Source organism: Pseudoduganella lurida (genome assembly GCF_007830455.1).
GTDB lineage: Bacteria > Pseudomonadota > Gammaproteobacteria > Burkholderiales > Burkholderiaceae_D > Rugamonas > Rugamonas lurida.
Genome location: NZ_VLLB01000001.1, coordinates 848,114 through 871,903 on the forward strand (window position 1 = coordinate 848,114; position 23,790 = coordinate 871,903).

Below are 23,790 nucleotides of genomic sequence, written 5' to 3' on the forward strand. Positions count from 1 at the left end.
GCCGGTCAGTGCAGCTTGACGAGCGGCGTGGAGCGCTTGATGAGGAAGCGGGCCACGGCCAGCACGCCGGTGCGCAGCGTGCCCATGATGGCCTGGTGGTGCATCAGGTGCAGGCTCGTGTACATCAGCCGCGCGAACGCGCCTTCCACGAACCAGTTGCGGCCCTGTAGTGAGCCCATCAGGCTGCCGACCGAGGTGCGGCGCCCGAACGACACGAGCGAGCCGTAGTCGCGGTATTCGTACGGCTTCGTCTGCGGCGCCTGGCCCCGTTCGCGGCGCAGCAGCGTCTCGAGCAGGTACTCGGCCTGCTGGTGCGCGGCCTGGGCGCGCGGCGGCACCGGCTTGCCGTCCGGGCCGATGCACAAAGCGCAGTCGCCCAGCGCGTAGACATCCGCCACGCCCTTCACCACCAGTTCACCGGTGACGTCGAGCTGGCCGCCCTTCGTCGTCGCCAGCCCCAGGTTCTTCAGCAGGTCCGGCGCCTTGATGCCGGCCGCCCACACGACGATGTCCGCCGGGTACGCGGTGCCGCTCTGCACGGTCACCTTGTCCGCGTCGATCTGCGTGACGCGCGTGTCGGCCACGACCTTCACACCCCGTTCGCCCAGCAGCTTGGTGGCCGCCGCGGACACGCGCTCCGGCAGCGGCGCCAGGATGCGCGGCGCGCCTTCGATGATGGTGATGCGCACGTCCTTCAACGGCTGCAGGTCGCCGAAGCCGTAGGCCGCATACACGCCGCTCGCCTCGCGCAGTTCGGCCGCCAGCTCGACACCCGTCGCACCGCCGCCGATGATGACGATGTCCACTCCCTGCTCGTGCTTCTCGTTGGCGGCCTGCGCCAGCAGCTTGAGGAGCGTGAGCCGGAAGCGTTCCGCATCCTCGGTGCCGTTCAGCGAGATGGTGTTCTCGGCCGCGCCGGGCACCCCGAAATAGTTCGACGTGCTGCCCACCGCCAGCACCAGCGAGCCGTAGCCGATCGTGCGGCGCGGCAGCACCAGCTCGCCGCCCGCCGTCTCGATCGGACCGACAGTGATTGTGTGCGCCGTGGCGTCCATCGTTTCCAGCGCGCCGTAGACGTAGGTGAACTGGTTGTCGTGCGCCAGCATCTGGTACGACAGGCCTTCGGCATGGATGTCCAGCGTGCCGGCCGCCACTTCGTGCAGCGACGGTTTCCAGATGTGGTACAGGCGGCTGTCCACCAGCAGTACCTTGCCGGGGCCCAGCTTGCGGCCCAGCTTGCAGGCAAGTTCCAGGCCGCCCGCCCCGCCGCCCACGATCACGTATTGGCTTTGCAAATGCTTCTCCCCGTATCGAGCAAGGACCGCATCAGCGGCCGTGGCCGCGGTCGTGGTCGCCGCGGTGGTCACGGTCATGGCCGCCGCCGTGGCCCCGGTCATGGCCCCGGTCATGGCCGCGATCATGGCGGTCCGGACCGCGGTCATGGTGCTGCGGACGGCCGTGGCCGCGATCGTCGTGGCGCGGACCATGGGGCCGCGGCGCCATGTGGTGCGAGCGGTAGCGCGGCGCGTAGTCGTTCAGGTACCAGTTGTCGCGCACGAAGTACACGCGGCGGTCGCAGGCGTGGTAGCGGCCGCAGTGGCGGCGCCAGTTCTTCTGGTGGCCGGGCGGCACGCGCAGGTACAGCGGCTCCTGGATCACGCGCACCGGGCGCTCGATGATGAGCGGTTCGCGATAGACGACGGGCGGCGGCGCCATGCCACCGAGGTCGAGGCGGCCATAGAAGCCGGGCTGGCCGACGGAAATCGACACCTGGGCGGAAGCGGAACAGCACACGGCCAGCAGGCCGGCGGCAAAAATTGTTGTTTTCATGGTTGCATCGGTTGTTTTGGAACGGCCGGAGCCGTCGCCATTGTAAGGGCTGCCGAAAAGACGCGTATGTTCGCGACCGAACCGAGCCACGGTTACACGCCATACTTGACGGAAACTAGTTAGCGCAATTATAGTTCGCCCTCTAACTTTTAGCTGGCGAACATGACACCCGAAGAACGCTTCAGCCACGCGCTGCACAACACGGCCCGCGCCTGGCGCCTGGCGCTGGACCGCCGCATGAAGCACCTGGGCCTGTCGCAGGCGAGCTGGCTGGCGATCGCCACGCTGGCCAAGGGCGCGCCGCTCTCGCAGACCGAACTGGCGGCCCGCCTCGGCGTCGAGAATCCCACCATGGTGGCGATGATCGACCGCCTCGTCAAAGGCGACTACCTGGTGCGCATCCCGTCCGGCACCGACCGCCGCGTGAAGCTGGTGGGCCTGACGGAACGGGGCCGCGAGATCTATGCGCAGCTGCGCGCCGTGGCCGACCCGTTCCGCCACGAGCTGCTGGGCGGGATCGACCGCGCGCAGCTGCAGGCCGTGACGGACCTGCTGGAGACGCTGCAGGGCAGGATCGAACAGCAGCCATGACAGCGGCCGGAACGACCGTGGCCACGCCCGGCGATGGCCTGAACCGGCCGATGATCACCGTCTCCATCATGCTGGCGACGGTGATCCAGGCGCTGGACGGCACCATCGCCAACGTGGCGCTGCCGCACATGCAGGGCTCCCTGTCGGCCTCGCAGGACCAGATCACCTGGGTGCTCACCTCCTTCATCGTGGCCGCGGCCATCGCCACGCCGCTGACCGGCTGGCTGTGCGACCGCTTCGGCCTGAAGAACGTCTTCCTCGCCTCGGTGGCCGGTTTCACCGTGGCCTCGGTGCTATGCGGCCTGTCGCAGACGCTGACCGAAATCGTCGTCGCGCGCATGCTGCAGGGCGTATTCGGCGCGGCCCTGGTACCGCTGTCGCAGGCCACGCTGCTGGACATCAATCCGCGCGAGAAGCACGGCTCGGCGATGGCCGTGTGGGGCATGGGCGTGATGATCGGCCCGATCCTGGGCCCCACGCTGGGCGGCTGGCTGACCGACAGCTACAACTGGCGCTGGGTGTTCTTCATTAATGTGCCGGTGGGCGCGGTGGCGTTCTACGGCATCTGGCGCTACATCCGTCCGGCCGCCGCGCCGCGCCGCATGCGCTTCGACCTGTTCGGCTTTCTGACGCTGGGGATCGCCATCGGCGCGCTGCAGATGCTGCTCGACCGGGGCGAACAGAACGACTGGTTCGCGTCCACCGAGACGTGGGTCGAGGCGATCCTGCTGGCGCTGTCGTTCAGCTGGTTCGTGGCGCACACGTGGACGAGCGGTCCCGGCAAATCCTTCTTCGACTACCGCCTGCTTGCCAATGGCAATTACGTGAGCGGCCTGCTGTTCATCTTCATCGTCGGCCTGGTGCTGTTCGCCACCCGCGCGCTGACGCCGACGATGCTGCAGGGGCTGATGGGCTATCCGGCCGCCGTGGCGGGCCTCGTCACGGCACCGTCCGGCCTGGGCACGATGCTGGCGATGCTGCTGGTCGGGCGCATGGTGGGCCGCGTCGACCTGCGGCTGCTGCTGGGAATCGGCTTCGCGATCACGGCGTTCTCGCTGTGGCAGATGAGCCGCTACACGCTGGTGCTGTCGCAGAGCGATATCGTGTGGCCCGGCGTGATCCAGGGCCTGGGACTGGGGCTCGTGTTCGTGCCGCTGTCGGCCGCCACCTTCGCCACGCTGTCGCCGGCCATGCGCGCCGACGGCACCGCCATCTACAGCCTGGTGCGCAATATCGGCAGCAGCATCGGCATCGCGCTGGTGCAGACGCTGCTGGTGCGGAACACGGCCACCGTGCACGCCTCCCTGACGGAGCACGTGACCATCGCCAATCCCGCGCTCACCGGCACCACGCCGGCGGCGCTGGCCGCCGTGAACAACGAGATCACCCGGCAGGCCTCGATGATCGCCTATGTCGACGATTTCTGGCTGATGATGCTGCTGACGGTGGCCGTGATCCCGCTGCTGCTGCTGATCCGCCCCGCTCCGAAGCATGCCGAAACCGTGATCGACCATGCCGCGATGGACTGAACCATGAAGACCCCGATGACCAAATCCCTCACCTGCGTGGCCGTGATGCTGCTGGCGGGCTGCGCCACCGTGCCGCCCGACCATCACGTGCTCGCGCGCCGCGACGTGGCGGCCGACCTGCCGTCTTCCATCCACCTGGCCGCCGAAGGGTGGCCGGATGCGAACTGGTGGCAGGCCTGGCACGACCCGCAACTCGACGCGCTGATCGCCGGCGGCTTGAAAGGCGCGCCCAGCCTCGACGTGGCCGCCACGCAGATCGGTGCCGCGCGCGCCGCCCTGTCGCGCACCCATGCCGACACGGGCCTGTCGACGGCATTGACGGCAAGCGCGAGCCGGCAGCGCTATTCCGGCACCGGCCTGTTCCCGGCACCGATCGGCGGCGCCTACTACACGGGCGAGACGGTGCGCGTGGAAGCACGCTACGATTTCGACTGGTGGGGCCGCAACCGCGCGCAGATCGCCGCCGCGGCGGGTGAAGTCAATGCCCGCAATGCCTCGTATGCCGCCGCCGAGCAGGCACTGGCCGCCGCCATCGCGCAAAGCTATTTCAGCCTGCAGGGCGACTGGGCGCGGCACGCCAACCTGGAACAGCTGATCGCCACGCAGCGCGACCGCATCGCCACGTACGACCGCCGCGTGGCGCGCGGCCTGGGCAACTCGCTGGACCGCCAGGCGCTCGAGAACGACCTGACGCTGATGGAAAAGCGCCTGGCCGAGGATGCCACCGCCGCCGCGCAGGAACGCGAAGCGCTGCGTGCGCTGCTCGGTGCCGGCAACGCGGCGCTGGCCGACCTGAAGCCGGTGCCGCTGCAACCGACCGCACACGCGCTGCCGGCGCGCCTGGGCATCGAGCTGCTGGCCCGCCGCCCGGACCTGCAGGCGGCACGCTGGCGCGTGGAAGCGGCGCTGTCGCGCATTGATGCGGCGCGTGCCGCGTTCTACCCGGACGTGAACCTGACCGGCGCGGTCGGCCTGGACACCGTGTCGCTGTCGCACCTGCTGGAAGCGAACAGCCGCACGCTGTTCGTCGGCCCCGCATTGACCGTGCCGCTGTTCGACAGCCGCCGCCTGTCGGCCCAGCTGGAAGGCGCGCGCAGCGAGCGCAACGAACTGGTGGCCGAGTACAACCAGGCTGTCGTCAACGCCGTGCGCGACGCGGCCCAGGATGGCGCGGCGCTGCAGGGCATCGAGGCGCAGCTGGAACGCCAGGCGCGCGCCGATGCCGGTGCCGCCGCCCTCCTCGCCGCGACGGAAACGAAGCTGGCGCGCGGCCTGGCCGACCGCGCCGCGCTGCTCGATGCCCGCGCCGGCCTGCTGCGCCAGCGCGACGACACCCTGGCCCTGCACCAGCTGCAGGCGCTGGCCGAAGTGGCGCTGATCCGGTCGCTGGGCGGCGGCTGGCAGGCAGCGCCAGCACGAGACACAACCGCCCCAATCGATGCAAGCGATCCGGCACCCGCGACGATGATGCATGTGCAGGCTGGCGGCAACGATCACACACCCTCAACCATCCCGAACTGACATGAGCGAAGCGAATCCCCAGGCGGCCGTTCCGGCCAAGGCGCGTCCCGGCCGCCGCAAGGCCGTGCTGGCGGCCATCACCGTGGCCTTCATCCTGGCCGGCGTTGCATATGGCGCCTACTATGAAATGGTGCTGTCGAAGCGCCAGGAGACCGATAACGCGTACGTGGGCGGCAACCTCGTCACGCTGTCCTCGCAGGTCGATGGCAATGTGCAGGCGATCGGCGCCGACGAGACGCAGCTGGTGCAGGCCGGCGCGGAGCTGGTGCGCCTCGATCCGGCCGATGCCGCCGTGGCGCTGCGCCGCGCCGAAGCGCACCTGGGCGCCGTGGTGCGCGAGGAGCGCCAGCGCTACAGCGACGTGGGCCAGTACGAGGCGCTGGTCGCGCAGCGCCGCGTGGTGCTGGCCACGGCGCAGGCCGACCTGGCGCGCCGCCTGCCGCTGGCGGCCGACCACACCGTGTCCGGCGAGGAGGTGGAGCATGCCCGCCGCGCCGTCGCCGATGCGCAGGCCGCGATCGCCGTCGCCCAGAGACAGGCCGAGGCGGCGCGCGCCGGCACGGCGGGCGTGGCGCTGGACCAGCACCCGGCCGTGCAGGCCGCGCGGGCCGATTACGAGGCCGCGTGGATCGCCGCGCGCCGCAATGCCATCGTGGCGCCGGTGACCGGCTATGTCGCCAAGCGCGCCGTGCAGGTGGGCGCGCACGTCACGGCCGGCACGCCGCTGCTGTCGATCGTGCCGCTCGACCAGCTGTGGGTCGATGCCAACTTCAAGGAATCGGAACTGCGCGATATCCGCGTCGGCCAGCCGGCCACCATCGAAGCCGACATGTATGGCGGGAAGGTTGCGTACCACGGCAAGGTGCTGGGCATGGCGGCCGGCACGGGCAGCGCGTTCTCGCTGCTGCCGGCGCAGAATGCCAGCGGCAACTGGATCAAGGTGGTGCAGCGCGTGCCGGTGCGGATCGCGCTCGACCCGCGCGAGCTGCGCGCGCATCCGCTGCGCATCGGCCTGTCGACGACGGTGAAGGTGGATATCGCCCGCACCGATGGCCCGGTGCTGGGAGCGCCGATGCCGCGCCAGCCGCTGTACACCACGGCGGCGCTCGAACAGCCGCTGGCGCAGGCCGGTGCGGCGGCCGCCGCGATCGTGGCCAAGAACCTGGTTCAGTAAGATCGGGGCCGGCGACTGGTGGCGGGTTGAACCTCAGGCCGGCATCTGCAGCGCCGCCTGCAGTTGCGCAATGGCGCCCTGCGACTGCGCGATCACCTTGTCGGCGATCCGCTTGCGCATGCCCTGGATGCGGCCGGCCGCTTCCGCTTCCAGCATCAGTGGCGTGAGCAGCGCGCTGGCCGATTCGTAGAACGCCGTGCCGATGCGGTCCAGCTGCACGATGAAGCCCTGCTCCGCCTCCTTCATGCGGCGCCGCAGTTCATCCTCGAACGCGCGGCGCTTCTCGCGGATCTCCTCGCGCTTGCGCTTGTTGATGTCGGTGGCCCACTTGAATGCGGAAGCCAGCAGCACGGCGCCGCCGACGAACGGCACGACCGGCGCCACCACCGGCACCACCACCGCCACGCCGAACAGGTAGGCGGCCGTGCTGGTACCGGCCGCCGCCACGGCGCTGCCCATCAGCGTGAAGTTGGCGGCCGTGTCCACCGAATTGACCAGCCGCGTGCCGATGCGCATGCGCGGCATGAGGCGCGCGAGGGCCGCATTGTGCTGGCGGCCGAACGCGCCGTCCTGGGTGATGCGCATATCGGCCTGGAACAGCTTCAGGTCGTTGTGCAGCAGGTCCAGCGCTTCGCCCTTGCGGCGCGCCACCCGGTCCAGCCGCAGTTCCATCTCGCGGGCGAACTGGTCGCGGCCGATGCTGGACCAAACCCCTTCATCCTTCCACTGCTCGCTGTCCAGGCGCTCGGCGATCGCCAGTTCGACAGCGTTGCCGGCATCGTGCACGGCATCGTCGATATCCTGCCACAGCATCCGGCGTTCGTAGGCGATGCGGGCATCGACCAGGGCCAGGCGCTGCAGCACCTGCTGGCGCAGCTGCTCGACGGTGGCGGTGAGTGCTGGCGCCCCGGCTTCCGCCGGCAGTGGCGCGGCCGCCGTCTGCTGATAGGTGTCGATGCCGTGGGCGATCGTGTCGACGGCGCGCTGCACCGTGTCACGCAGCTGTTCCTGCGTCATCATGCCGCCATTGAAGCCGCGCGCGTGGTTCAGCAGCTCGACCTGGCCCGTGCTGCGGCCGAAGTCGGCCACCGCGTCCACCAGGCCGCGGCCCTTGACCAGCTTGCGGGCCTGGGTGCCCAGGTTGTTCAGCAGGCGGCGCTCTTCTTCCGGCGGCAGGCCGTAGTAGTGATCGGGCGTCAGGCGGATGCCGAGCGCACGGGCGGCCCGCACCGCCAGCGGGCGGGCGCGCCGGCCCTGCAGCACCAGCAGCGGCTTCATCATCGCGAACGCGCCTTCGCGGGCGGATGGCTCGGCGGCATTGCTGCTGCGGGCCAGCGCATTGAGCGCCCAGTCGACCGTGACACCCGATTCGATCGCATTGAGCACCAGCGCCGTGAACACGGCGGATGCCTTGCCGTCGCCGGCCAGGTCCGTCACCGCCGCGAACTGGGCCAGTGTGACGCTGCCGTCGTCGCCCACCGCGATCGCGCCGAGCAGGCGTGCCAGCGCCGAACCGAAGCTCTGGTCCGTACACAGGTGTTCATCGAGGTTGCGCAGGACCAGCGTGTGTTCCGGCGCGGGTGGGGTGACCTGGTTGGATGCGGAGTCGTTCACGTTCATGCCCTCGATGTGTTCTGTTAGCTCGCGATCATGGCCGATGCCATTTTGACATTCTAACGGAAGCCTCGGGCGGCGGGGGCTCTGCGCGTACCTGCGCTGCCAATGAAAACACCCGCTCCGGTCCTGGAATGCGCGTTGTTGCTCCGATGCCGCATAAAGATAAACCATTGAAATTTCTTTATAACAATTTTCCTTGTTTACCGTTACGTTTTAATGAAGTGCCGGGAATTTCCTGATAGCATCACCTAAACTTTCCCAAAGGCATCTAATCATGAGCAAGGTAAACTACAACGTGGTCGTGAACGGCACCCTGACCTTCCAGCGTCCGATGATGCCCGGGGACATCCTCTTTACTGAAGATGCGTACACTGCCACCTGGGGTGCCGACGCAATCGTCGCAGCCAACCCGTACGGCGGCTATGCGAGCAGTTTCGGCTACTCGACCGTGGCGCTGCGGCCCACCACGACGGGTGCCTATGACCTGACCGTGGAAAGCGCGACCGGCTTCAGCTATTCGGACACTGCCGGGGAAAGCGATACGGAGCTGTGGTTGTACGAAGGCTCGTTCGATCCCGCGCAGCCCCTGATGAACCTGGTCGCGGCCAACGAGGACATCGACACCTTCGATGCCGACGGTGGCGTTGGCAACATGCTGTCGAAGCTGAGCGCCGTCACGCTCAAGGCCAATACCAACTATGTGCTGGTCGTCACGGCGCGCGATGCCGGCCTGACGGGAACGGCCGTGGTCTCCATGGTCGAATCGAATACCGCACCCGTGGTCGACGCCGTGACGGCCCCCACCCTGACGACTGCCGGCAGCACGCCCTACACGATCGAGGTGCGCTATGCCGACGCCGGCGGTTCCATCGACGGCAGCACGATCGGTACCGACGACCTGGCCATCACCGACGGCACGCATACGCTGCAGGTGACGGGCGCGGCGTGGAATGCTGCCACCAGTACCGCCACCTACACCATCGCTCCGCCGGGCGGCAGCTGGGATGCCAGCGACAACGGCCATTACCGCGTGGCCATCGTGGCCGGCGCCGTTGCCGACAACCTGGGCGCGGCCGTCGCCTCGGGCAATGCCGGCTCGTTCGACGTGGTGGTTGCGGCCCAGGCCGCGGCACCCGGCGTGCCGGCCAACACGACGACGCCTGTCGTGGACCCTGTTCCTGCACCGGCGCCAGCACCAGCACCGGCACCAGCGCCTGCGCCGGCTCCTGCACCGGCCCCCGCACCAGCACCAGCACCTGCTCCTGCACCGGCCCCCGCACCAGCACCGGCACCAGCACCTGCACCAGCACCCGCACCTGCACCCGCGCCGCAGGGCTCGGGCACGCCGGCAGAGGCCGCTGTCACCACCGTCAAAGGCACCACAGGCAATGACACGCTGAAGGGCACGGCCGGCAACGACCTGTTCGTTCCCGGCACGGGCACCGATACGATCACAGGTGGCACCGGCACGGACACGGTGCAGCTGTCCGGCCACTCGACCGACTACACCATGAAGTTCGTGAATGGCACGCTGGTCGTCAGCGCAGCGGACGGCGGCGCCAGCTATGCGATGAGCCAGATCGATGCGCTGCGCTTCGACGGCGGCCAGGGCAGCGCGCCGGCCGAGGTCGCGGCCCGTCTGTACGAGGGCATCCTGGGCCGCGCCGGCAATGCGATGGAGCTGGCCTACTGGGCCGACAATATCGCGCACGGCGCCTCGGTGGAAAACGTCGCAACGTCGTTCGTCAACTCCGCCGAAGCGGCCGACCTGTTCCGTGTTTCCGGCACGGCGGGCTTCGTGACGGCGCTGTACGAAAGCGTGCTCGAACGCACGCCCGCACAGCTCGAAGTGGATTTCTGGGTGAAGAGCATCGGTACCGGCCTCGATCGCGCGCAGGTGGCGCTGAGCTTCATCAATTCACCGGAACACCTGGCGCAGGCTGTCACGATGGACTTCAACAGCACCGACGTCGGCGTGCTGGCGCGGCTGTATCAGACGATGTTCGGCCGCGCGCCGGACGAAGCGGGCATCAACCACTGGCTGGCCCAGCGTGACGCGGGTACCTCGTTCGCCACCATCGCCCGCAGCTTCGCGCTGTCGAGCGAGGCCGGCAACCTGTCCGACAGCGCCTTCATCGACCAGCTGTATCACACCGGCCTGCACCGCGACCCGACGGCCGCCGAAAGCGCGAACCTGCTGGACCTGATGCACCAGGGCCTCGATCGCGGCCAGGTGCTGCTGCAGATCGCCGAATCACCGGCCACCATCGCGCTCGTAGGCCAGATCAGCAGTTCCATCCAGCTGCACGCCTGACGCAGCCTGCGAAGGGCCTGTCAGCCGCACCGGCATCGGGGCCTCCATCGCGGAGGCCCTTTCTGCAACGGCCAGCTACTCGCCCCCCGTGGCCAGCGCCAGCGTCTCCTTGATCTCCTCCATCACCACATAGCTCTTCGACTGCGCCGCGCCGGGCAGGTTCAGCAGCATGTCGCCCAGCAGCTTGCGGTACTCCGCCATCTCGCGGATGCGCGCCTTGATCAGGTAGTCGAAGTCGCCGGACACCAGGTGGCACTCCTGCACTTCGGGGATGCGCAGCACCTCGCGCCGGAACTGCTCGAAATGGCTGGCCGATTTCTGGTTCAGCGTGATCTCCACGAATACCAGCAGGCTGGCGCCCAGCGCGGCCGGGTTGAGCCGCGCGTGGTAGCCCGTGATCACGCCATCGCGCTCCATGCGCTTGACGCGTTCGATGGCCGGCGTGACGGACAGGCCCACGGCCTCGGCCAGGTCCTTCATCGACACGCGGCCGTCGTCCTGCAGGATGCGCAGGATGCGGCGGTCGAGCCGGTCCAGGGTGCGCACGGTTTCCTTCTGGGTTCGCATGATGTCTCCGCTGATCATGTTTTTCTGCTGTTTTTCTGCCGATATACAGTTACAAGCACTGCCAGCAGCAACTTATCATAGCGGAAATCCCCACACAATCTTTCCAGCACAGAGGTCCACATGCGCGTAGTCATCCTCGGCAGCGGCGTCATCGGCGTCACCACGGCGTACTACCTGGCCCGCGCCGGCCACCAGGTGACGGTGCTGGACCGCCAGCCGGGTCCCGCCCTGGAAACGAGCTTCGCCAATGCCGGCCAGATCTCCCCCGGCTACGCCTCGCCCTGGGCCGCGCCCGGCATCCCGCTGAAGGCGCTGAAGTGGATGGTCCAGCAGCATGCGCCGCTGTCGTTCACCCCGGACGGCACGCTGTTCCAGCTGCAGTGGATGTGGCAGATGCTGAAGAACTGCAATGCCGCCAGCTATGCCGTCAACAAGGAGCGCATGGTGCGGCTCGCCGAGTACAGCCGCGACTGTTTCAAGGCCCTGCGCGCCAGCACCGGCATCGCCTACGAGGGCCGCGAACGCGGCACCACGCAGCTGTTCCGCACGCAGCAGCAGCTCGACGGCGCGGCCAAGGACATCGACGTGCTGCAGGAGACCGGCGTGCCCTATGAGCTGCTGGGCGCGCGCGAACTGCTCGCGGTCGAACCGGGCCTGGCCGGCGAGCGGCTGGTGGGCGGGCTGCGCCTGCCGAACGACGAAACGGGCGACTGCCAGCTGTTCACGACGCGGCTGGCCGCGCTGGCCGCGGAACTGGGCGTGCGCTTCCGCTATGGCGTGGCGATCGACCACCTGGTCGAAGAAGGTGGCGAGATCGCCGGCGTGCAGTGCGGTGCCGAACGGGTGACGGCCGATGCGTACGTGGTGGCGCTGGGCGCGTTCTCCACGCCGCTGCTGCGCGGCCTGCTGGACATCCCGGTCTATCCATTGAAAGGTTACTCCATCACCGTGCCCATCGTCGATGCGGCGCGCGCACCCGTCTCGACGATCCTCGACGAGACCTACAAGATCGCCGTCACGCGCTTCGACGACCGCATCCGCGTGGGCGGCATGGCGGAGATCGCGGGCTACGACCACACGCTGAAACCGCGGCGCCGCGCCACCCTTGAAATGGTTGTCAACGACCTGTTCCCCGGTGCCGGCGACACGGCGCGTGCCAGCTTCTGGACGGGACTGCGGCCGATGACGCCGGACGGCACGCCCGTGGTGGGCCGCACGCCGCTGCGCAACCTGTTCCTCAACACGGGCCACGGCACGCTGGGCTGGACCATGTCCTGCGGTTCGGCCCAGCTGCTGGCCGACATCATGTCGGCGCGGCGTCCGGCGATCCTGGCGGACGACCTGTCGGTGGAACGCTACCGCAGCGCCGGCAGCGCGCGCCAGCCCGCGTTCGCACGCGCCTGAGCTCAATTGTGCAAGGGGGACCGACCCCGTATAATTTTCGGTATGAATAAACTGGAAGCCTTCGGGCACATCGCCGCGCTGGCGATTCGTGGGGACCTCGTGTTCCCCACCAGCGTGAACGCCGCGCTGCGCGTGCAGCTCGCCCTCGAGGATCCCGACACGCCGATCGACGAAGCGATCCGGCTCGTGCTTGCGGAACCCCAGCTGGCGGCGCGCACCGTCGCGCTGGCGAATTCGGCGATGTTCAACCGGGGCGGCAACACCGTCACCAATGTGCGCGCGGCGATCACGCGCGTGGGCTACCACAACCTGTATGCGCTGGCGGCGGCGATGGTGGTGCGCCAGTTCGGCAGCCGCATCGCCCATCCCGAAGTGCGCGCCAAGGCCGAGCAGCTGTGGCAGCACACCGTGCATGTCGCCTGCCTGGCACGCCTGATCGCGCGCGACGTCACGGAGATCAATCCCGATACCGCGCTGTTCGCCGGCATCGTGCACGAAGTCGGCAGCTTCTACCTGCTGTCGCGCGCCGACGAATTCCCCGGCCTCCTCGACCCCGATCCGGACAACTGGCAGCCGGCCAGCGAAGAGATCATCACGCGCGAAGTCATGAAGAAGCTGGGCGTGCCGGAGGAAGTGTCGATCGCCATCGAAGGCCTGCGGGACGGCTTCCTGGGCGTGCCGCCGGAGAGCCTGCTCGACACGCTGCTGCTGGCGAACCACTTCGCGCCGGTCGATTCGCCGCTGGCCGCACCGCCGCGCGAGGAACTGCCGGAATCGGAAAGCGTCGTCGACCTGTTCATCGACGAGGCGATGGCCGCCAGGCTGCTCGACGAGGCGGAGAAGGATGCCACGTCGATGAACGCGGCCCTGCTCGTATAGACGCTGCTGGTGCACCTCGCGCACGCCAATTGAAAAGGGCAGGCCCATCGGCCTGCCCTTTCCACTTCCGCTCCGGCACCCGCTCAGTCGAGCGCGCCGGCCGGTCCGAAGAACTCGTAATGCGTCTGCGCTGGCGGCACGCCCAGTTCGCGCAGCGACTGCCGCACCGCCCGCATGAACGGCTGCGGACCCAGGAAGTAGGTGTCGACATCGCGCGTGGCGGGCAGCCAGGCCGCCAGCCGCGCGCTGTCCAGCAGGCCCACCGCATGGGGTGCCACATGGCCACGGTCTTCTGCGTACACGTAGTGGCGGTGCAGTCGCGGATGGAGCCGCGCGAGCGCCTCGACATGATCGCGGAACGCATGTACGCCACCATGTCGCGCCGCGTGGATGAAGTGCACGTCGCGGCCGCTGTCCAGCGCGGCCGCCAGCATCGGCAGCGTGGGCGTGATGCCGACCCCGCCGGTGATGAACACCACCGGCCGGTCCGATTCGGCCAGCACGAACTCGCCCGACGGCGGCAGCAGCTCGACCATGCTTCCCTCGCCCACCGCATCGTGCAGGTGGTTCGACATCTTCCCGCCCGGCTCGCGCTTCACGCTGATCTGGTAGGTGCGCCCGTCCGGCGGCGCGGACAGCGAGTAGTTGCGGCGCTGCTCGACGCCATCGATGACGGCGCGGATGCCCAGGTACTGGCCGGGCCGGAAACCGGCGACGGGGCCGCCGTCCTCGGCACGGAACAGGAAGCTGGTGATCTCGTCGCTCTCGCGCCGCGTGGCGGCGACCACGAAGCGGCGCACGCCGTTCCAGCCGCCCGGCGCGGCGGCCTGCGCCTGGTAGGCCTGCGCTTCGGCACCGGCCAGCATGCCGGCCAGCTGGCCATACGCCGCGCCCCACGCTTCGATCACGGCATCGGTCGCCACGTCGGCGCCCAGCACCTCGCGGATCGCCAGCAGCAGGCTGCTGCCCACCATCGGATAGTGTTCCGGCAGGATGTCGAGCGACACGTGCTTGCTGACGATCCGGCCCACCAGCGGTCCGAGCGCGTCGAGGCGGTCGATGTTCTTCGCATACATCAGCACCGCATTGGCCAGCGCGCGCGGCTGCATGCCACTGCCCTGGTGCGCCTGGTTAAAGTACGGCAGCACGGCGGGATGGTCGCGGAACAGGATCGGATAGAAGTGGCGCGTCAGGGCTTCGCCGCTCTTTTCGAGGATGGGGACAGTGGCGGTGACGATGGCGCGGTGTGCGGCGGACAGCATGGTGTTCTCCTGTGGCGGTTAAACATGCATGTAGTTTGCATGTTTAAGGAAGAGCGGCACAGTGGACAAAATGTCCCAGGAGTGGCAAGACTGTCAGGTCATTCACGCAAGAGGTCAGGCGCCCGAGAAGCACGCCGGGACCATGCGCCGGGAAGGCACGCGGAGATCATCCGCCGCGGCAGCAGCAGGAGATCACACGCAGAGCCGCATGGCAGAGGTCATGCGCCGGGACAGCAGCAGAAGATCATGCGCCGGGACGGCAGGAGGAGACCATGCGCCGGGACGGCAGGAGCAAATCATGCGCCGGGACGGCGGTCGGGCATATGCACGAGGATCGCGTGTTCCTGACGGCGGGCGCCCGGCAGCATGTCGGCCAGCGTCACGCCGTCGAGCACCTGCAGGAACGCCTCGGTGGCCTCCGCCAGCTTGCCCTTCAGGTTGCAGGCACCGGAAAAGGCGCAGCCGACGTTGGCCGGGTCGAAGCATTCGGCCATGTGGAAATCCGATTCGCTGGCGCGCACGACGGCACCGATGCTGATGTCTGCCGGTTCGCCCTTCAGCCGCAGTCCGCCGTTCCGGCCGCGCACGGTCTCCACCAGGCCGGACATGCCCAGCTGGTGGATCACCTTCGTCAGGTGGTTCTTCGAGATGCCGTGCAGGTCCGCGATGTCCTGGATCGTCACCAGGCGGTCGCGGTGCATGCCGAGGTACATCAGGGAGCGCAGCGTGTAGTCGGTGAAGGTCGTGAGTCTCATGGTGTCCGTTGCTGGGCTGCACGGGACATTATAGACGTCGCCGCCACGCCATGCCGGCAGTGCGGTGGAAGCCGAGTTGCAGCTGAGTTGCAGCTGAGTTGCAGCTGAGTTGCAGCTGGGTTGCAGCTGAGTGGAAGCTGACATGGCGCTGGGTTGCTGCTTTGTTTCGGCCTTGTTTCAGCTGAGTTGAAGGCGCGTTGCAGCTGAGTTGCAACTGAGTTGCAGCTGCGTGGCCGCTCAGTGCCGGCGCGCGTAGTCGTCGCGCACGTAGCGCGAGATGAAGGTGGACAGCCCCCGCCCCGCTTCGGCCAGCGCCTTCATCGTCTCGACGCGGGCGCGGCCGGTGGCCGCATAGGTGTAGTCGTACACGTCGCCGCCGGCGAAGCGCACGGCGATCGCGTCCTCGCCGATGGCGTAGGCGACGACGCCGGAATGGCCTTCCAGGTTGCGGTAGCGTTTCATGCCGCCAGTGTAGCGCGGCGCGCCGGCCGTCCGCGCACGCGTGGCGCCGCGCAGTTGCAGGTCGTTTGCCGCGCAGTCGCCGGTCGTCCCGCGTGCAGCCGGGATTCAACCGTCCCGGGCCGCCTCGTGCGTCAGCAGCGCCAGCAGCTTGACCAGCTTGGCCGTGTCCATCGGCTTCACGAAATAATGGTCGAAGCCGGCGGCGGCGGATTTTGCCAGGTCTTCCTTGCGGCCGTAGCCGGTGACGGCGATCAGCCGCGCGTGCGCCATGCCGGGCAGCGCGCGCAGCTGCGCCGCCAGCGCATTGCCGTCCAGGTCCGGCAGGCCGATGTCGAGGAACGCCGCCTGCGGCGGTGCGGCGCCAGCCAGGCCCAGTGCCGCGCGCGCACTGTGCGCCACCTGCACCGTGTGGCCGGCCGCCTCCAGGAACAGCGCCAGCGTCTGCGCCGCATCGATATTGTCGTCCACGATCAGGCACTTCAGCGTCCCTGGCCGCGCGGATGCCGCCGGCACCGCGTCGCGCGACGGTCCCGCACCGGGCAACGCTGCCGCAGGGTGGCCTGCCGCGTCGGCGCGCCGCGCAGGCGGCTCTTCCTGCAGGGTGGCGCTGCCGGTCGCCACAGCGGCAGCCGGGCCGCCGACGGCCTGGTCGAGCGGCAGCGTCACCGTGAACACGCTGCCCTGCTGCGGCCCCGCGCTGTCGGCCTGCACGGTGCCGCCATGCAGCTGCACCAGCGTGCGTGCCAGCGCCAGCCCCAGACCGAGCCCGCCCTGCGACCGGTCGGCCGTGCGTTCGCCCTGCGTGAACAGGTCGAACACATGGTCCAGCAGCTCGCGCGTCATGCCGATGCCGTCGTCGGCCACCGTCAGGCGCAAGGTCGCGTCCTCGCGCGCAAGGCATACGCGCACATGGCCATGCTCGGGCGTGTATTTCGCCGCGTTGTTCAGCAGGTTGGCCACCACCTGCACCAGGCGCTGGTGGTCCGCGCGCACGCCCGGCACCGCCGCGGGCAGGTCCAGCGCGAGCTGCTGGCGCTTCGCCTTGAACAGCGGCGCGGCCTGCTCCACGGCGTCGCGCACCACGTCGCACAGGTCCAGCGGCACGCGCTCGAGCCGCACCAGCCCGCGCGTCACGCGCGACACGTCGAGCAGGTCGTCGATCAGCCGCGTCATGTGCTCGACCTGGCGCGCGATGATGGCCGCGCTGCGCGCCACGGCCGGATCGCTCGCACCGGCCATGCGCAGCACCTGTGCGCCGGCACTGATCGGCGCCAGCGGGTTGCGCAGCTCGTGCGCCAGCATCGCCAGGAACTTGTCCTTGCGCCGGTCGGCCGCCTGCAGCGCGGCGGTGGCAGCTTCCCGCTCGCCCTCCTTCTTCTGCAGCGCCGCCGCCATGCCGTCGAGCGAGCGGGCCAGGTCGCTCAGCTCTCCGTCACGGTGGCGCATGCCGGTGCGGGTGTCGAGCGCGCCGGTGGCGATGCGGTCGGCCGTGCGCACCAGCGTGCGCAGGCGCCGCGCGATCAGTGCGTCGCCGCCGAACCACGCCGCCAGCAGCGCCAGCGTGACGGTGGCCAGCAGGCCGGCGATGGCGATCGCCTGGTCGCGCAGCGCGGCCGCCACGATGTCGTCGTACGGAATGCCGATCATTACCGTGTAGTCGGAGATCTGCGCCTTGCCGACGCGCGCGAAGGCGTACAGCCGCGCCACGCCGTCGGCATCGGCCAGCAACACGGGCGTCTTCGGCCGGGCCGCCAGCGCATCGCGCAGCGGCGTGGCGACGCGCCGGCCGAACCAGCTGGCCGCGTCCGGCCGCCGCGAGATCACGGTGCCTTCCCGGTCCACCGTCCACAGCACCGAGCCGGGCGGCAGCTGCACGTCGAGCACGAACTTGTCCAGCTCCACCAGGTCCATCGCGGCAAACAGCACGGCCACCACGTCGTCGTCCCGGATCACGGGGTAGGTCAGGTTGATGGTGTGGCGGCCGATGACGCGCCCGAACACGTAGTTCCCGGCGATGAAGCGGCGCTCGGCGATGGCGCGGCGGAAGTGGCTGCGGTCGGCCAGGTTGACGGGTGCACGGGACGGCACCGCGCTGCAGGTCACGTCGCCGTTCAGCCGGATCAGGCCGAAGTTCACGTAGTCGGCGTTCTTGGCCAGGATATCGGCCAGCAGCGTACTGCAGCCCTGCTGGTTGCCGAGGATGTCGGGGATGCTGGACAGGTCGCGCAGGATCTGGCGCGCGCCTTCCAGCGATTGCGCTTCGTTGGCCGCGGCCAGGTTCGCCAGGCGCTGCAGGTTCTCGCGCGCGACGTCGATCGCGTGCTCGCGCTCGCGCATGCCGCTCAGCACCGTCATCGCGGCCATCGGCGCGATCGCCAGCACCACGAGCAGCATCAGCCGACCGCGCAGGCTGTTCAGCCAGGTCACCGCGCCGCTCCTCAGCCCCGCGCCGGCACGGCGTGGCCGGCACCTGCGGCTGCCGGGGACATGCCAGCCCGGCCCGGGGGCACGCCTGCCCTGACCCATTTCACCCACATCTGTCGCTCGATTCCTGTCATGAAAGCCCCGGCATTTTACCAAAATGCAATTTTGCATGCAGATCCTGCATGGTCCTGCCGTCCCCGGTGCGCCGCTATATAATCGCGGCCACCTCCACCCTTCGCGGCGCACCATGAACCACCGTCTGGCCGGCATTCTTTCCTGTGTCACCGTCGTGCTGGCCGCCGCCGCCGGCTGGTGGCTGCTGCGGCCGGCGGTGCTGACCGACGCTGCCGCGCCGGCGGCCGACCCCACCGCGTTTCCCGCCGCCGGCCGCATCGAGCAGCTGGCGCGCGGCATGGCGGCGCAGGCCGGCCCGCTGGCCTACGCCGGCCTGGCGGAGACCCTGCCGCGGCCGCGCCAGGGCTACCTGGTCACGTTTTTGGCCGAACGCGCATCCGGCCGCGCGGCCGAGCGCGACGAGGCGGCGCGGCGCGCCTGGCACGAGCGCTTCTGCACGGCGCCGCTGCTGGCAACCATGCGTGAAGAAGGCGTGCAGGTCGTTACCGGCCGCGTCGTCGACGGCAGCGGGCACACGCTGTACGCGGCGGACTGCCTGCCGGCGCCGGCACGGGAGACTGCCGGCCAGTCCGCGGTACCGCCGTCCGGTCAGCCGGAACAGCAGCTCCCGCAGCCCGCACCGCAGCCGGGCATGGTCCTCTGACCGGCGCAGCGGCCGCAGCCCGCCGCTAGGCCAGGTCCAGCCGCGCCATGCCCTGGACCGCCAGCAGGCTGCCGATTTCCGCCGGTGGTACCGGCCGGCTGAACAGGTAGCCCTGCATCTCGTCGCAGCCATACTGCTGCAGGAAGCTGCGCTGCTGCTCCGTCTCCACCCCTTCGGCGATCACGCGCAGGTTCAGCTGGTGCGACAGCGAGATGATCGCGCGGGCGATGGCCTGGTCGTCGGCACTGTCGGCCAGGTCGCGCACGAAGGACTTGTCGATCTTCAGGCGGCTGATCGGGAAGGTCTTCAGCGACGCCAGGCTGGAATAGCCGGTGCCGAAATCGTCGATCGACAGCGCGATGCCCATCGCTTCCAGTTCCCGCATGCGTGCGATCGCCTGCGGCACGTCGCGCATGATCAGGCTCTCCGTCACTTCCAGCTCCAGCCACGCGGGATCGAGCCCCGCTGCCGCCAGCGCGCCGGAAACGCGTGCCACCAACCGGTCGTCGTCGAACTGGCGCGGCGACACGTTCACCGCCACCGTGATCGCCGGCAGCCCGGCATCCTGCCACGCCCGCGCCTGGCGGCAAGCCTCGCGCAGTACCCATTCGCCGATGGCGACGATCATGCCGCTCTCCTCGGCCAGCGGAATGAACTGGTCGGGCCGGATGGAACCGCGCTCGGGATGCTGCCAGCGCACCAGCGCCTCCACGCCGAACACGCGGCCGGTGGCCAGCTCCACCTGCGGCTGGTACACGAGGCGCAGCTGGTCCTCGTCGACGGCCTTGCGCAGCCCCTCCAGCAGCACGACCTTCTCTTCCAGCGACGCGTTCATCTCGTGGCGGTAGAACTGGCAGTTGTTCTTGCCCAGCTCCTTGGCGCGGTACATGGCGGCGTCGGCATTCATCATCAGCGTGTCGCGGTCCTGCCCGTCGAGCGGGAAGACGGCCACGCCGATCGAGCAGCTCACCTGCACCTCCTTGCCGTCCAGCTGCACCGGCTGCACCACGGCGGCGAGGATGCGTTCGATCAGCGCGGCGCACTCGGCGCGGGCACCGGCACCGGGGCCCTGCGGCAGCACCAGCACGAACTCGTCGCCGCCGAAACGCGCCACGGTGTCGCCGGCGCGCACGCAGTCCACCATGCGGCCGGCCACCGACTGCAGCAGATCGTCGCCGGCGGTGTGGCCGAGGGTATCGTTGACCAGCTTGAAACTGTCCAGGTCGACGAACGCCACCATCACGCCCTCGCCGGTGCGGCGCGCCTGCAGCAGCGCCTGGTCGAGCCGGTCGCCCGCCAGGCTGCGGTTCGGCAGTCCCGTCAGCGCGTCGTGGTGCGCCATGTGGACGATGCGGGCCTCGTCGCGCCGGCGCTCGCTGATGTCGCGCAGGATGGCCACGGCGCCGCCTTCCACGCCGACCACCTGCCAGTGCAGCCACTCGGCGCGGAACTCGGGCATGTCGGTGTTGTGCCACTCTTCCTGGTAGACGCCGCCCGATTCCGTCAGGCGGCGCAGCCGTTCGAACATGCCGTTCTCGCGCGCCTTCGGCATCCACGCGCACAGCGTGGTGCCGCGCATCTGCTCCTTGCTGCGGTCCGTCATCTGCTCGGCGCGGCGGTTGGCCGACACGATGCGGAAGTCATGGATCGCGCCGGCGTCGTCGCGCAGCGCGCGCAGCACGAAGAAGGCGTCCATGTTCGCTTCGGACGCGGCGGCATAGGTTTCCTGCGCGCGGCGGATGCGCCGGCGCGCCTTGGCGCCCTGCCATGACCAGGTCCACACCAGCGCCGCCACGCCCAGCAGCACCGCCGAGGCGATGCCCGCTTCCCACAGGTGCGCGCGCCGCAGCTGCTCGAAGGCGGCCATCTGTTCCGGCTCGGCCAGGCCGACGATGGCCATCACGCCGTAGGCGTTGAGGATGCGCGCCGCCGTGTAGCGCGGCACGGGATCGAACTGGTCCACCCAGGGCTGGGCCGGCGGGCGGTCCCATTTCAGCAGGTTGACATGCTGGCCCCAGGCGGCACGTTCGCCCACGCGCACCGCGCGCACCACGCCATCCAGGCCGGCCACGGCCAGCAGGCCCTGGTCGCCCTGGCGCGAGCGCTCGTAGCCGCTGGTGAAGTAGGCCGGATCGACTTCCAGGATCACCACGCCTGCAAAGGCGCCGTGCGCGTCGTTCAGGCGGCGCGTGAAGTGGATGTGCCATTCGTTGCGGGCACCGTCGCGCATCGTTTCGGCGATGAACGGGCGGCCCGTGTCGCGGGCGCGGTGCACGTCGAAATAGCGCTCGCCGGCCACCGCGTGCTCGCGCGTTTCGGGGCGGCTGGCGACGATGCGCCCGTCGGCACCGGCGATGCTGACGGCGAACACCAGCCCGGAAGGCAGCAGCCCCACCTTCGACAGTTCGGGCAGCGCGTTCGCGGCGCCTTCCCGTTCCACGGCATACTTGAGCACCTTCAGCGTCTGGTCGATGCCGTTCAGGTTGCGCGCCACCTGCGCCTCGTAGGTATCGAGCAGTTCCAGCGCCGAGTCGTGCGCCGCCGCCTGCGCGGCGCGGCGCTCGTTGCCGATGAAGTGGAACGTGGCGCTCCAGATCACCGCCAGCAGCACCAGCGTGAACAGCGGCAGCGAGACGTAGGTCTCCAGGCCGAGGCGCAGCCAGCGCGCCCGCGTCCGTTCGGGCCGCTTGCCGTCCGATCGGACATGGCCGTTGTCGGGTTGCGCATCGGCCTTCGCGCCCGCTTCGGCCGACACCGGAACCAGCATCAGCGCACCACCAGCACGGGCCGCACCGTGGCGTCCAGCGCCGAGCGCTCGATGTAGCCGATCATGCCGGGGTTCTCGGCCACCAGCCGGCGCACGGCCACGCTGCCGGCCACCTCGCGCGGCGGCTGGCCGCGGCCCGTGAAGATCATCTTGGTCCACCACGCCTTCATCAGCGCGGGCGAGCGGCGCGCCACCCGGTCATAGAATTCGTCGCGCAGCGGCGAGCCGGGGTCCTGGTCGATGGCGGTCGCTTCGCTGCCATCCGGGAAGCGGCTGCCGTCGGACAGGAAGATGCCCGCCACCTGCTCGGGCCGCAGCGTCACGGCCGGCGACTGGGCAGACACGATCACGACCAGGTCGGCCGCCTGCACGCCGGCGGTACTGGCCAGGGCGATGCCGGCAACGATGGCACAAAGGCGTTTTCTGCTGAACATGGCGGCTCCTCAGAAAACGAAATCGATGCCGGCGCTGACCACGCCGAACGCGTGCCCGGACCGGAAGCCCGGCTGCACATTGGTCAGCGTGCCCATCGAACCGCCCTTCGGCTGCACCCGGTCCAGCTGCATCTTCCACGCGAAGTTGCGCGCGAAGTCCCAGCGCAGGCCGATGCTGGCCGTGTCCTGCACGCCGATGCTGCGCAGGCGGTTGTTGAGGTCCGTGTTCAGCAGCGTTGCCAGGCCGCCCAGCTGCGGCGGCAGTCCCGCCACCGGCAGTCCCTCGGTAGAGGTCGGCATGTTCACGTCCACCTTTGCATAGGTGGCGTACGGCGTCAGCGTGCCGATGCGGTAGCCGCCGCTCAGGTAGCCGGCGGTCTGGTCGCCCAGCACGGAGCGCGTGTTGACGCGGCCGATCTCGCCCATCACGAACCAGCCGCCCGGGTCGTAGCTGAAGCCGGCGCTCAGCACCACCACGTTGCGGTTGGCGATGTCGTAGCGGTCCGCCAACGCCACGCCGGTCGGCCCGAAGCTCCGGAAGGCATCGAAGTATTCCTCCGCGCCGCCGATCTTCAGGTTGGCGCGTGCCGCCGTGCCCCGCACCGTCAGCGCGCCGGCCGAAGCCGTGTGCGTGATGCCGAGCACGCGGTCCGTCCTGCCGCTGATGCCGGGCGCCAGGTCGACCGACGCGCGGCCGGCCATTAGCTGCGTCTCGTGCCGCGCACCGAACCCATCCCAGCGGTAGCTCGCGTCCAGGCCGTCGCTGTTCGAGATCGGCATGATGCTGTACAGCTCGACGGGCGCGCGCAGCCACGGCAGCGCGTAGCCGGCCTTGCGGTAGTCGGCCGTGAGGAACAGCGGCAGCGCGATGCGGCCGGCGCGCAGCGCCAGGTCCGGCGTGACCTGGAATTTCACATTGGCCCACTCCAGGTGCGGCGCGTACGAATGATCCACGCCGCGCTCTTCGACCACCTGCACCACGGCCGACCAGCGCCTGTCGAACTGGGCACGCACCTGGGCGCCGGCGCGGGTGTCCACGTCGAACGCCCATTGCTTGCCATACCCTGCCGTGCCGGGCGAGATGGGACTGGCCGTATAGTCGGCCTGCCGCTCGGTCGAGTGCACGGCCGTCAGCGTGCCGAAGCCGCCGAACGAGAACGTGGGCGCGGCATGGGCGCAGGTGGCCAGCGCACCCAGCACGAATGCCAGGCCGGCACGCAGCGGAGACGGGCGGAAAGGAAGGCGCCGCGCGGACACGAACGCAAGCACGTGTGCGGACGAAAAACGGTGCGACGGAGAAGGCTGAGGTCGGGACATGGGCAGGCATGCGCCGGTCGCGGCGCTCGCGGGATCGTTCGGGACGGAAGGGGCACAGGCGGGGCCCGGGTAAGCCGGCAGTGGGCTCGGGCGCGATACGGGAGCGGGGGATCGCGAGCAGTACTTTAATGGAGCCGCGCGACCTTGTCGAGAAGTTTCCTCACG

General features: G+C 69.4%; 18 protein-coding genes and 1 pseudogene. 8 read left to right on the plus strand and 11 right to left on the minus strand.

Annotation, left to right across the window (positions count from 1 at the left end; all coding sequences use genetic code 11):
* Positions 1 to 5: 5 nt before the first annotated feature.
* Complete coding sequence (locus IP91_RS03720) at positions 6 to 1,295, minus strand: NAD(P)/FAD-dependent oxidoreductase (RefSeq protein ID WP_229473815.1); 1,290 nt, start codon at positions 1,293 to 1,295, stop codon at positions 6 to 8.
* 31 nt (positions 1,296 to 1,326) lie between these two features.
* Positions 1,327 to 1,830 (minus strand): hypothetical protein, encoded by a 504-nt coding sequence (locus tag IP91_RS03725; RefSeq protein ID WP_145647405.1) that lies wholly within the window; start codon positions 1,828 to 1,830, stop codon positions 1,327 to 1,329.
* 162 nt (positions 1,831 to 1,992) lie between these two features.
* Here IP91_RS03725 and IP91_RS03730 point away from each other — a divergent pair, with 162 nt between their 5' ends.
* The 4 genes from IP91_RS03730 to IP91_RS03745 are packed head-to-tail and all read left to right on the plus strand — an operon-like array spanning position 1,993 to position 6,645.
* Complete coding sequence (locus IP91_RS03730) at positions 1,993 to 2,421, plus strand: MarR family winged helix-turn-helix transcriptional regulator (RefSeq protein WP_145647406.1); 429 nt, start codon at positions 1,993 to 1,995, stop codon at positions 2,419 to 2,421.
* Complete coding sequence (locus tag IP91_RS03735; RefSeq protein ID WP_229473817.1) at positions 2,418 to 3,950, plus strand: MDR family MFS transporter; 1,533 nt, start codon at positions 2,418 to 2,420, stop codon at positions 3,948 to 3,950. Before IP91_RS03730 ends, IP91_RS03735 begins: the two co-directional genes overlap by 4 nt.
* A 15-nt stretch (positions 3,951 to 3,965) precedes the next feature.
* Complete coding sequence (locus tag IP91_RS03740; RefSeq protein ID WP_145647407.1) at positions 3,966 to 5,471, plus strand: efflux transporter outer membrane subunit; 1,506 nt, start codon at positions 3,966 to 3,968, stop codon at positions 5,469 to 5,471.
* Position 5,472: 1 nt separating this feature from the next.
* Complete coding sequence (locus tag IP91_RS03745) at positions 5,473 to 6,645, plus strand: HlyD family secretion protein (protein ID WP_145647408.1); 1,173 nt, start codon at positions 5,473 to 5,475, stop codon at positions 6,643 to 6,645.
* Between the two features lie 33 nt (positions 6,646 to 6,678).
* Here IP91_RS03745 and IP91_RS03750 read toward each other — a convergent pair whose 3' ends face one another.
* A complete protein-coding gene (locus IP91_RS03750; RefSeq protein ID WP_229473828.1) occupies positions 6,679 to 8,265 on the minus strand; it encodes a hypothetical protein in 1,587 nt (528 codons plus the stop codon).
* A 271-nt stretch (positions 8,266 to 8,536) separates the two neighbouring features.
* On the opposite strand from IP91_RS03750, the gene IP91_RS03755 reads away from it, so the two are divergent.
* Complete coding sequence (locus tag IP91_RS03755) at positions 8,537 to 10,576, plus strand: DUF4214 domain-containing protein (protein WP_145647409.1); 2,040 nt, start codon at positions 8,537 to 8,539, stop codon at positions 10,574 to 10,576.
* 75 nt (positions 10,577 to 10,651) lie between these two features.
* Here IP91_RS03755 and IP91_RS03760 read toward each other — a convergent pair whose 3' ends face one another.
* Complete coding sequence (locus IP91_RS03760) at positions 10,652 to 11,143, minus strand: Lrp/AsnC ligand binding domain-containing protein (protein ID WP_145647410.1); 492 nt, start codon at positions 11,141 to 11,143, stop codon at positions 10,652 to 10,654.
* 111 nt (positions 11,144 to 11,254) lie between these two features.
* Between IP91_RS03760 and IP91_RS03765 the strand changes: the two are divergent.
* Together IP91_RS03765 and IP91_RS03770 are read left to right on the plus strand one after the other, a co-directional pair.
* A pseudogene (locus IP91_RS03765) lies at positions 11,255 to 12,547 on the plus strand (D-amino acid dehydrogenase); the annotation flags it as partial.
* 42 nt (positions 12,548 to 12,589) lie between these two features.
* On the plus strand, positions 12,590 to 13,426 hold the full coding sequence (locus tag IP91_RS03770; RefSeq protein WP_145647412.1) for an HDOD domain-containing protein: 837 nt from the start codon (positions 12,590 to 12,592) through the stop codon (positions 13,424 to 13,426).
* An 83-nt stretch (positions 13,427 to 13,509) separates the two neighbouring features.
* On the opposite strand, the gene hmpA is transcribed toward IP91_RS03770, so the two are convergent.
* The 4 genes from hmpA to IP91_RS03790 form a co-directional block, all read right to left on the minus strand.
* Positions 13,510 to 14,688, minus strand: a complete 1,179-nt coding sequence (gene hmpA / locus IP91_RS03775) for an NO-inducible flavohemoprotein (RefSeq protein WP_145647413.1) — start codon at positions 14,686 to 14,688, stop codon at positions 13,510 to 13,512.
* A 296-nt stretch (positions 14,689 to 14,984) separates the two neighbouring features.
* Positions 14,985 to 15,443 (minus strand): RrF2 family transcriptional regulator, encoded by a 459-nt coding sequence (locus IP91_RS03780; protein ID WP_145647414.1) that lies wholly within the window; start codon positions 15,441 to 15,443, stop codon positions 14,985 to 14,987.
* A 237-nt stretch (positions 15,444 to 15,680) separates the two neighbouring features.
* The gene (locus IP91_RS03785; protein WP_145647415.1) at positions 15,681 to 15,905 is read right to left on the minus strand and encodes a hypothetical protein; all 225 of its coding nucleotides are present in this window, start codon (positions 15,903 to 15,905) and stop codon (positions 15,681 to 15,683) included.
* 105 nt (positions 15,906 to 16,010) lie between these two features.
* Positions 16,011 to 18,332, minus strand: a complete 2,322-nt coding sequence (locus tag IP91_RS03790; RefSeq protein ID WP_229473831.1) for an ATP-binding protein — start codon at positions 18,330 to 18,332, stop codon at positions 16,011 to 16,013.
* A gap of 244 nt (positions 18,333 to 18,576) precedes the next feature.
* On the opposite strand from IP91_RS03790, the gene IP91_RS03795 reads away from it, so the two are divergent.
* The gene (locus IP91_RS03795; RefSeq protein WP_145647417.1) at positions 18,577 to 19,107 is read left to right on the plus strand and encodes a hypothetical protein; all 531 of its coding nucleotides are present in this window, start codon (positions 18,577 to 18,579) and stop codon (positions 19,105 to 19,107) included.
* 25 nt (positions 19,108 to 19,132) lie between these two features.
* Here the strand turns inward: IP91_RS03795 and IP91_RS03800 are convergent, their stop codons facing one another.
* Genes IP91_RS03800 through IP91_RS03810 form a run of 3 tightly spaced genes read right to left on the minus strand, consistent with a single transcriptional unit; the run spans position 19,133 to position 23,625 of the window.
* Positions 19,133 to 21,874 (minus strand): bifunctional diguanylate cyclase/phosphodiesterase, encoded by a 2,742-nt coding sequence (locus IP91_RS03800; RefSeq protein WP_145647418.1) that lies wholly within the window; start codon positions 21,872 to 21,874, stop codon positions 19,133 to 19,135.
* Positions 21,874 to 22,308 carry a phosphate ABC transporter substrate-binding protein gene (locus IP91_RS03805; RefSeq protein WP_145647419.1) on the minus strand — a complete coding sequence of 145 codons (435 nt, stop codon included), beginning with the start codon at positions 22,306 to 22,308 and terminating at the stop codon, positions 21,874 to 21,876. Before IP91_RS03805 ends, IP91_RS03800 begins: the two co-directional genes overlap by 1 nt.
* Positions 22,309 to 22,317: 9 nt before the next feature.
* Complete coding sequence (locus tag IP91_RS03810; protein ID WP_229473834.1) at positions 22,318 to 23,625, minus strand: hypothetical protein; 1,308 nt, start codon at positions 23,623 to 23,625, stop codon at positions 22,318 to 22,320.
* Between the last annotated feature and the right edge of the window lie 165 nt (positions 23,626 to 23,790).

Coding starts and splice junctions, on each gene's coding strand:
- IP91_RS03725 (WP_145647405.1), bottom strand. CDS start 1,830: ATGAAAACAACAATTTTTGCCGCCGGCCTGCTGGCCGTGTGCTGTTCC.
- IP91_RS03730 (WP_145647406.1), top strand. CDS start 1,993: ATGACACCCGAAGAACGCTTCAGCCACGCGCTGCACAACACGGCCCGC.
- IP91_RS03735 (WP_229473817.1), top strand. CDS start 2,418: ATGACAGCGGCCGGAACGACCGTGGCCACGCCCGGCGATGGCCTGAAC.
- IP91_RS03740 (WP_145647407.1), top strand. CDS start 3,966: ATGACCAAATCCCTCACCTGCGTGGCCGTGATGCTGCTGGCGGGCTGC.
- IP91_RS03745 (WP_145647408.1), top strand. CDS start 5,473: ATGAGCGAAGCGAATCCCCAGGCGGCCGTTCCGGCCAAGGCGCGTCCC.
- IP91_RS03750 (WP_229473828.1), bottom strand. CDS start 8,265: ATGAACGTGAACGACTCCGCATCCAACCAGGTCACCCCACCCGCGCCG.
- IP91_RS03755 (WP_145647409.1), top strand. CDS start 8,537: ATGAGCAAGGTAAACTACAACGTGGTCGTGAACGGCACCCTGACCTTC.
- IP91_RS03760 (WP_145647410.1), bottom strand. CDS start 11,143: ATGCGAACCCAGAAGGAAACCGTGCGCACCCTGGACCGGCTCGACCGC.
- IP91_RS03770 (WP_145647412.1), top strand. CDS start 12,590: ATGAATAAACTGGAAGCCTTCGGGCACATCGCCGCGCTGGCGATTCGT.
- hmpA (WP_145647413.1), bottom strand. CDS start 14,688: ATGCTGTCCGCCGCACACCGCGCCATCGTCACCGCCACTGTCCCCATC.
- IP91_RS03780 (WP_145647414.1), bottom strand. CDS start 15,443: ATGAGACTCACGACCTTCACCGACTACACGCTGCGCTCCCTGATGTAC.
- IP91_RS03785 (WP_145647415.1), bottom strand. CDS start 15,905: ATGAAACGCTACCGCAACCTGGAAGGCCATTCCGGCGTCGTCGCCTAC.
- IP91_RS03795 (WP_145647417.1), top strand. CDS start 18,577: ATGAACCACCGTCTGGCCGGCATTCTTTCCTGTGTCACCGTCGTGCTG.
- IP91_RS03800 (WP_145647418.1), bottom strand. CDS start 21,874: ATGCTGGTTCCGGTGTCGGCCGAAGCGGGCGCGAAGGCCGATGCGCAA.
- IP91_RS03805 (WP_145647419.1), bottom strand. CDS start 22,308: ATGTTCAGCAGAAAACGCCTTTGTGCCATCGTTGCCGGCATCGCCCTG.
- IP91_RS03810 (WP_229473834.1), bottom strand. CDS start 23,625: ATGTCCCGACCTCAGCCTTCTCCGTCGCACCGTTTTTCGTCCGCACAC.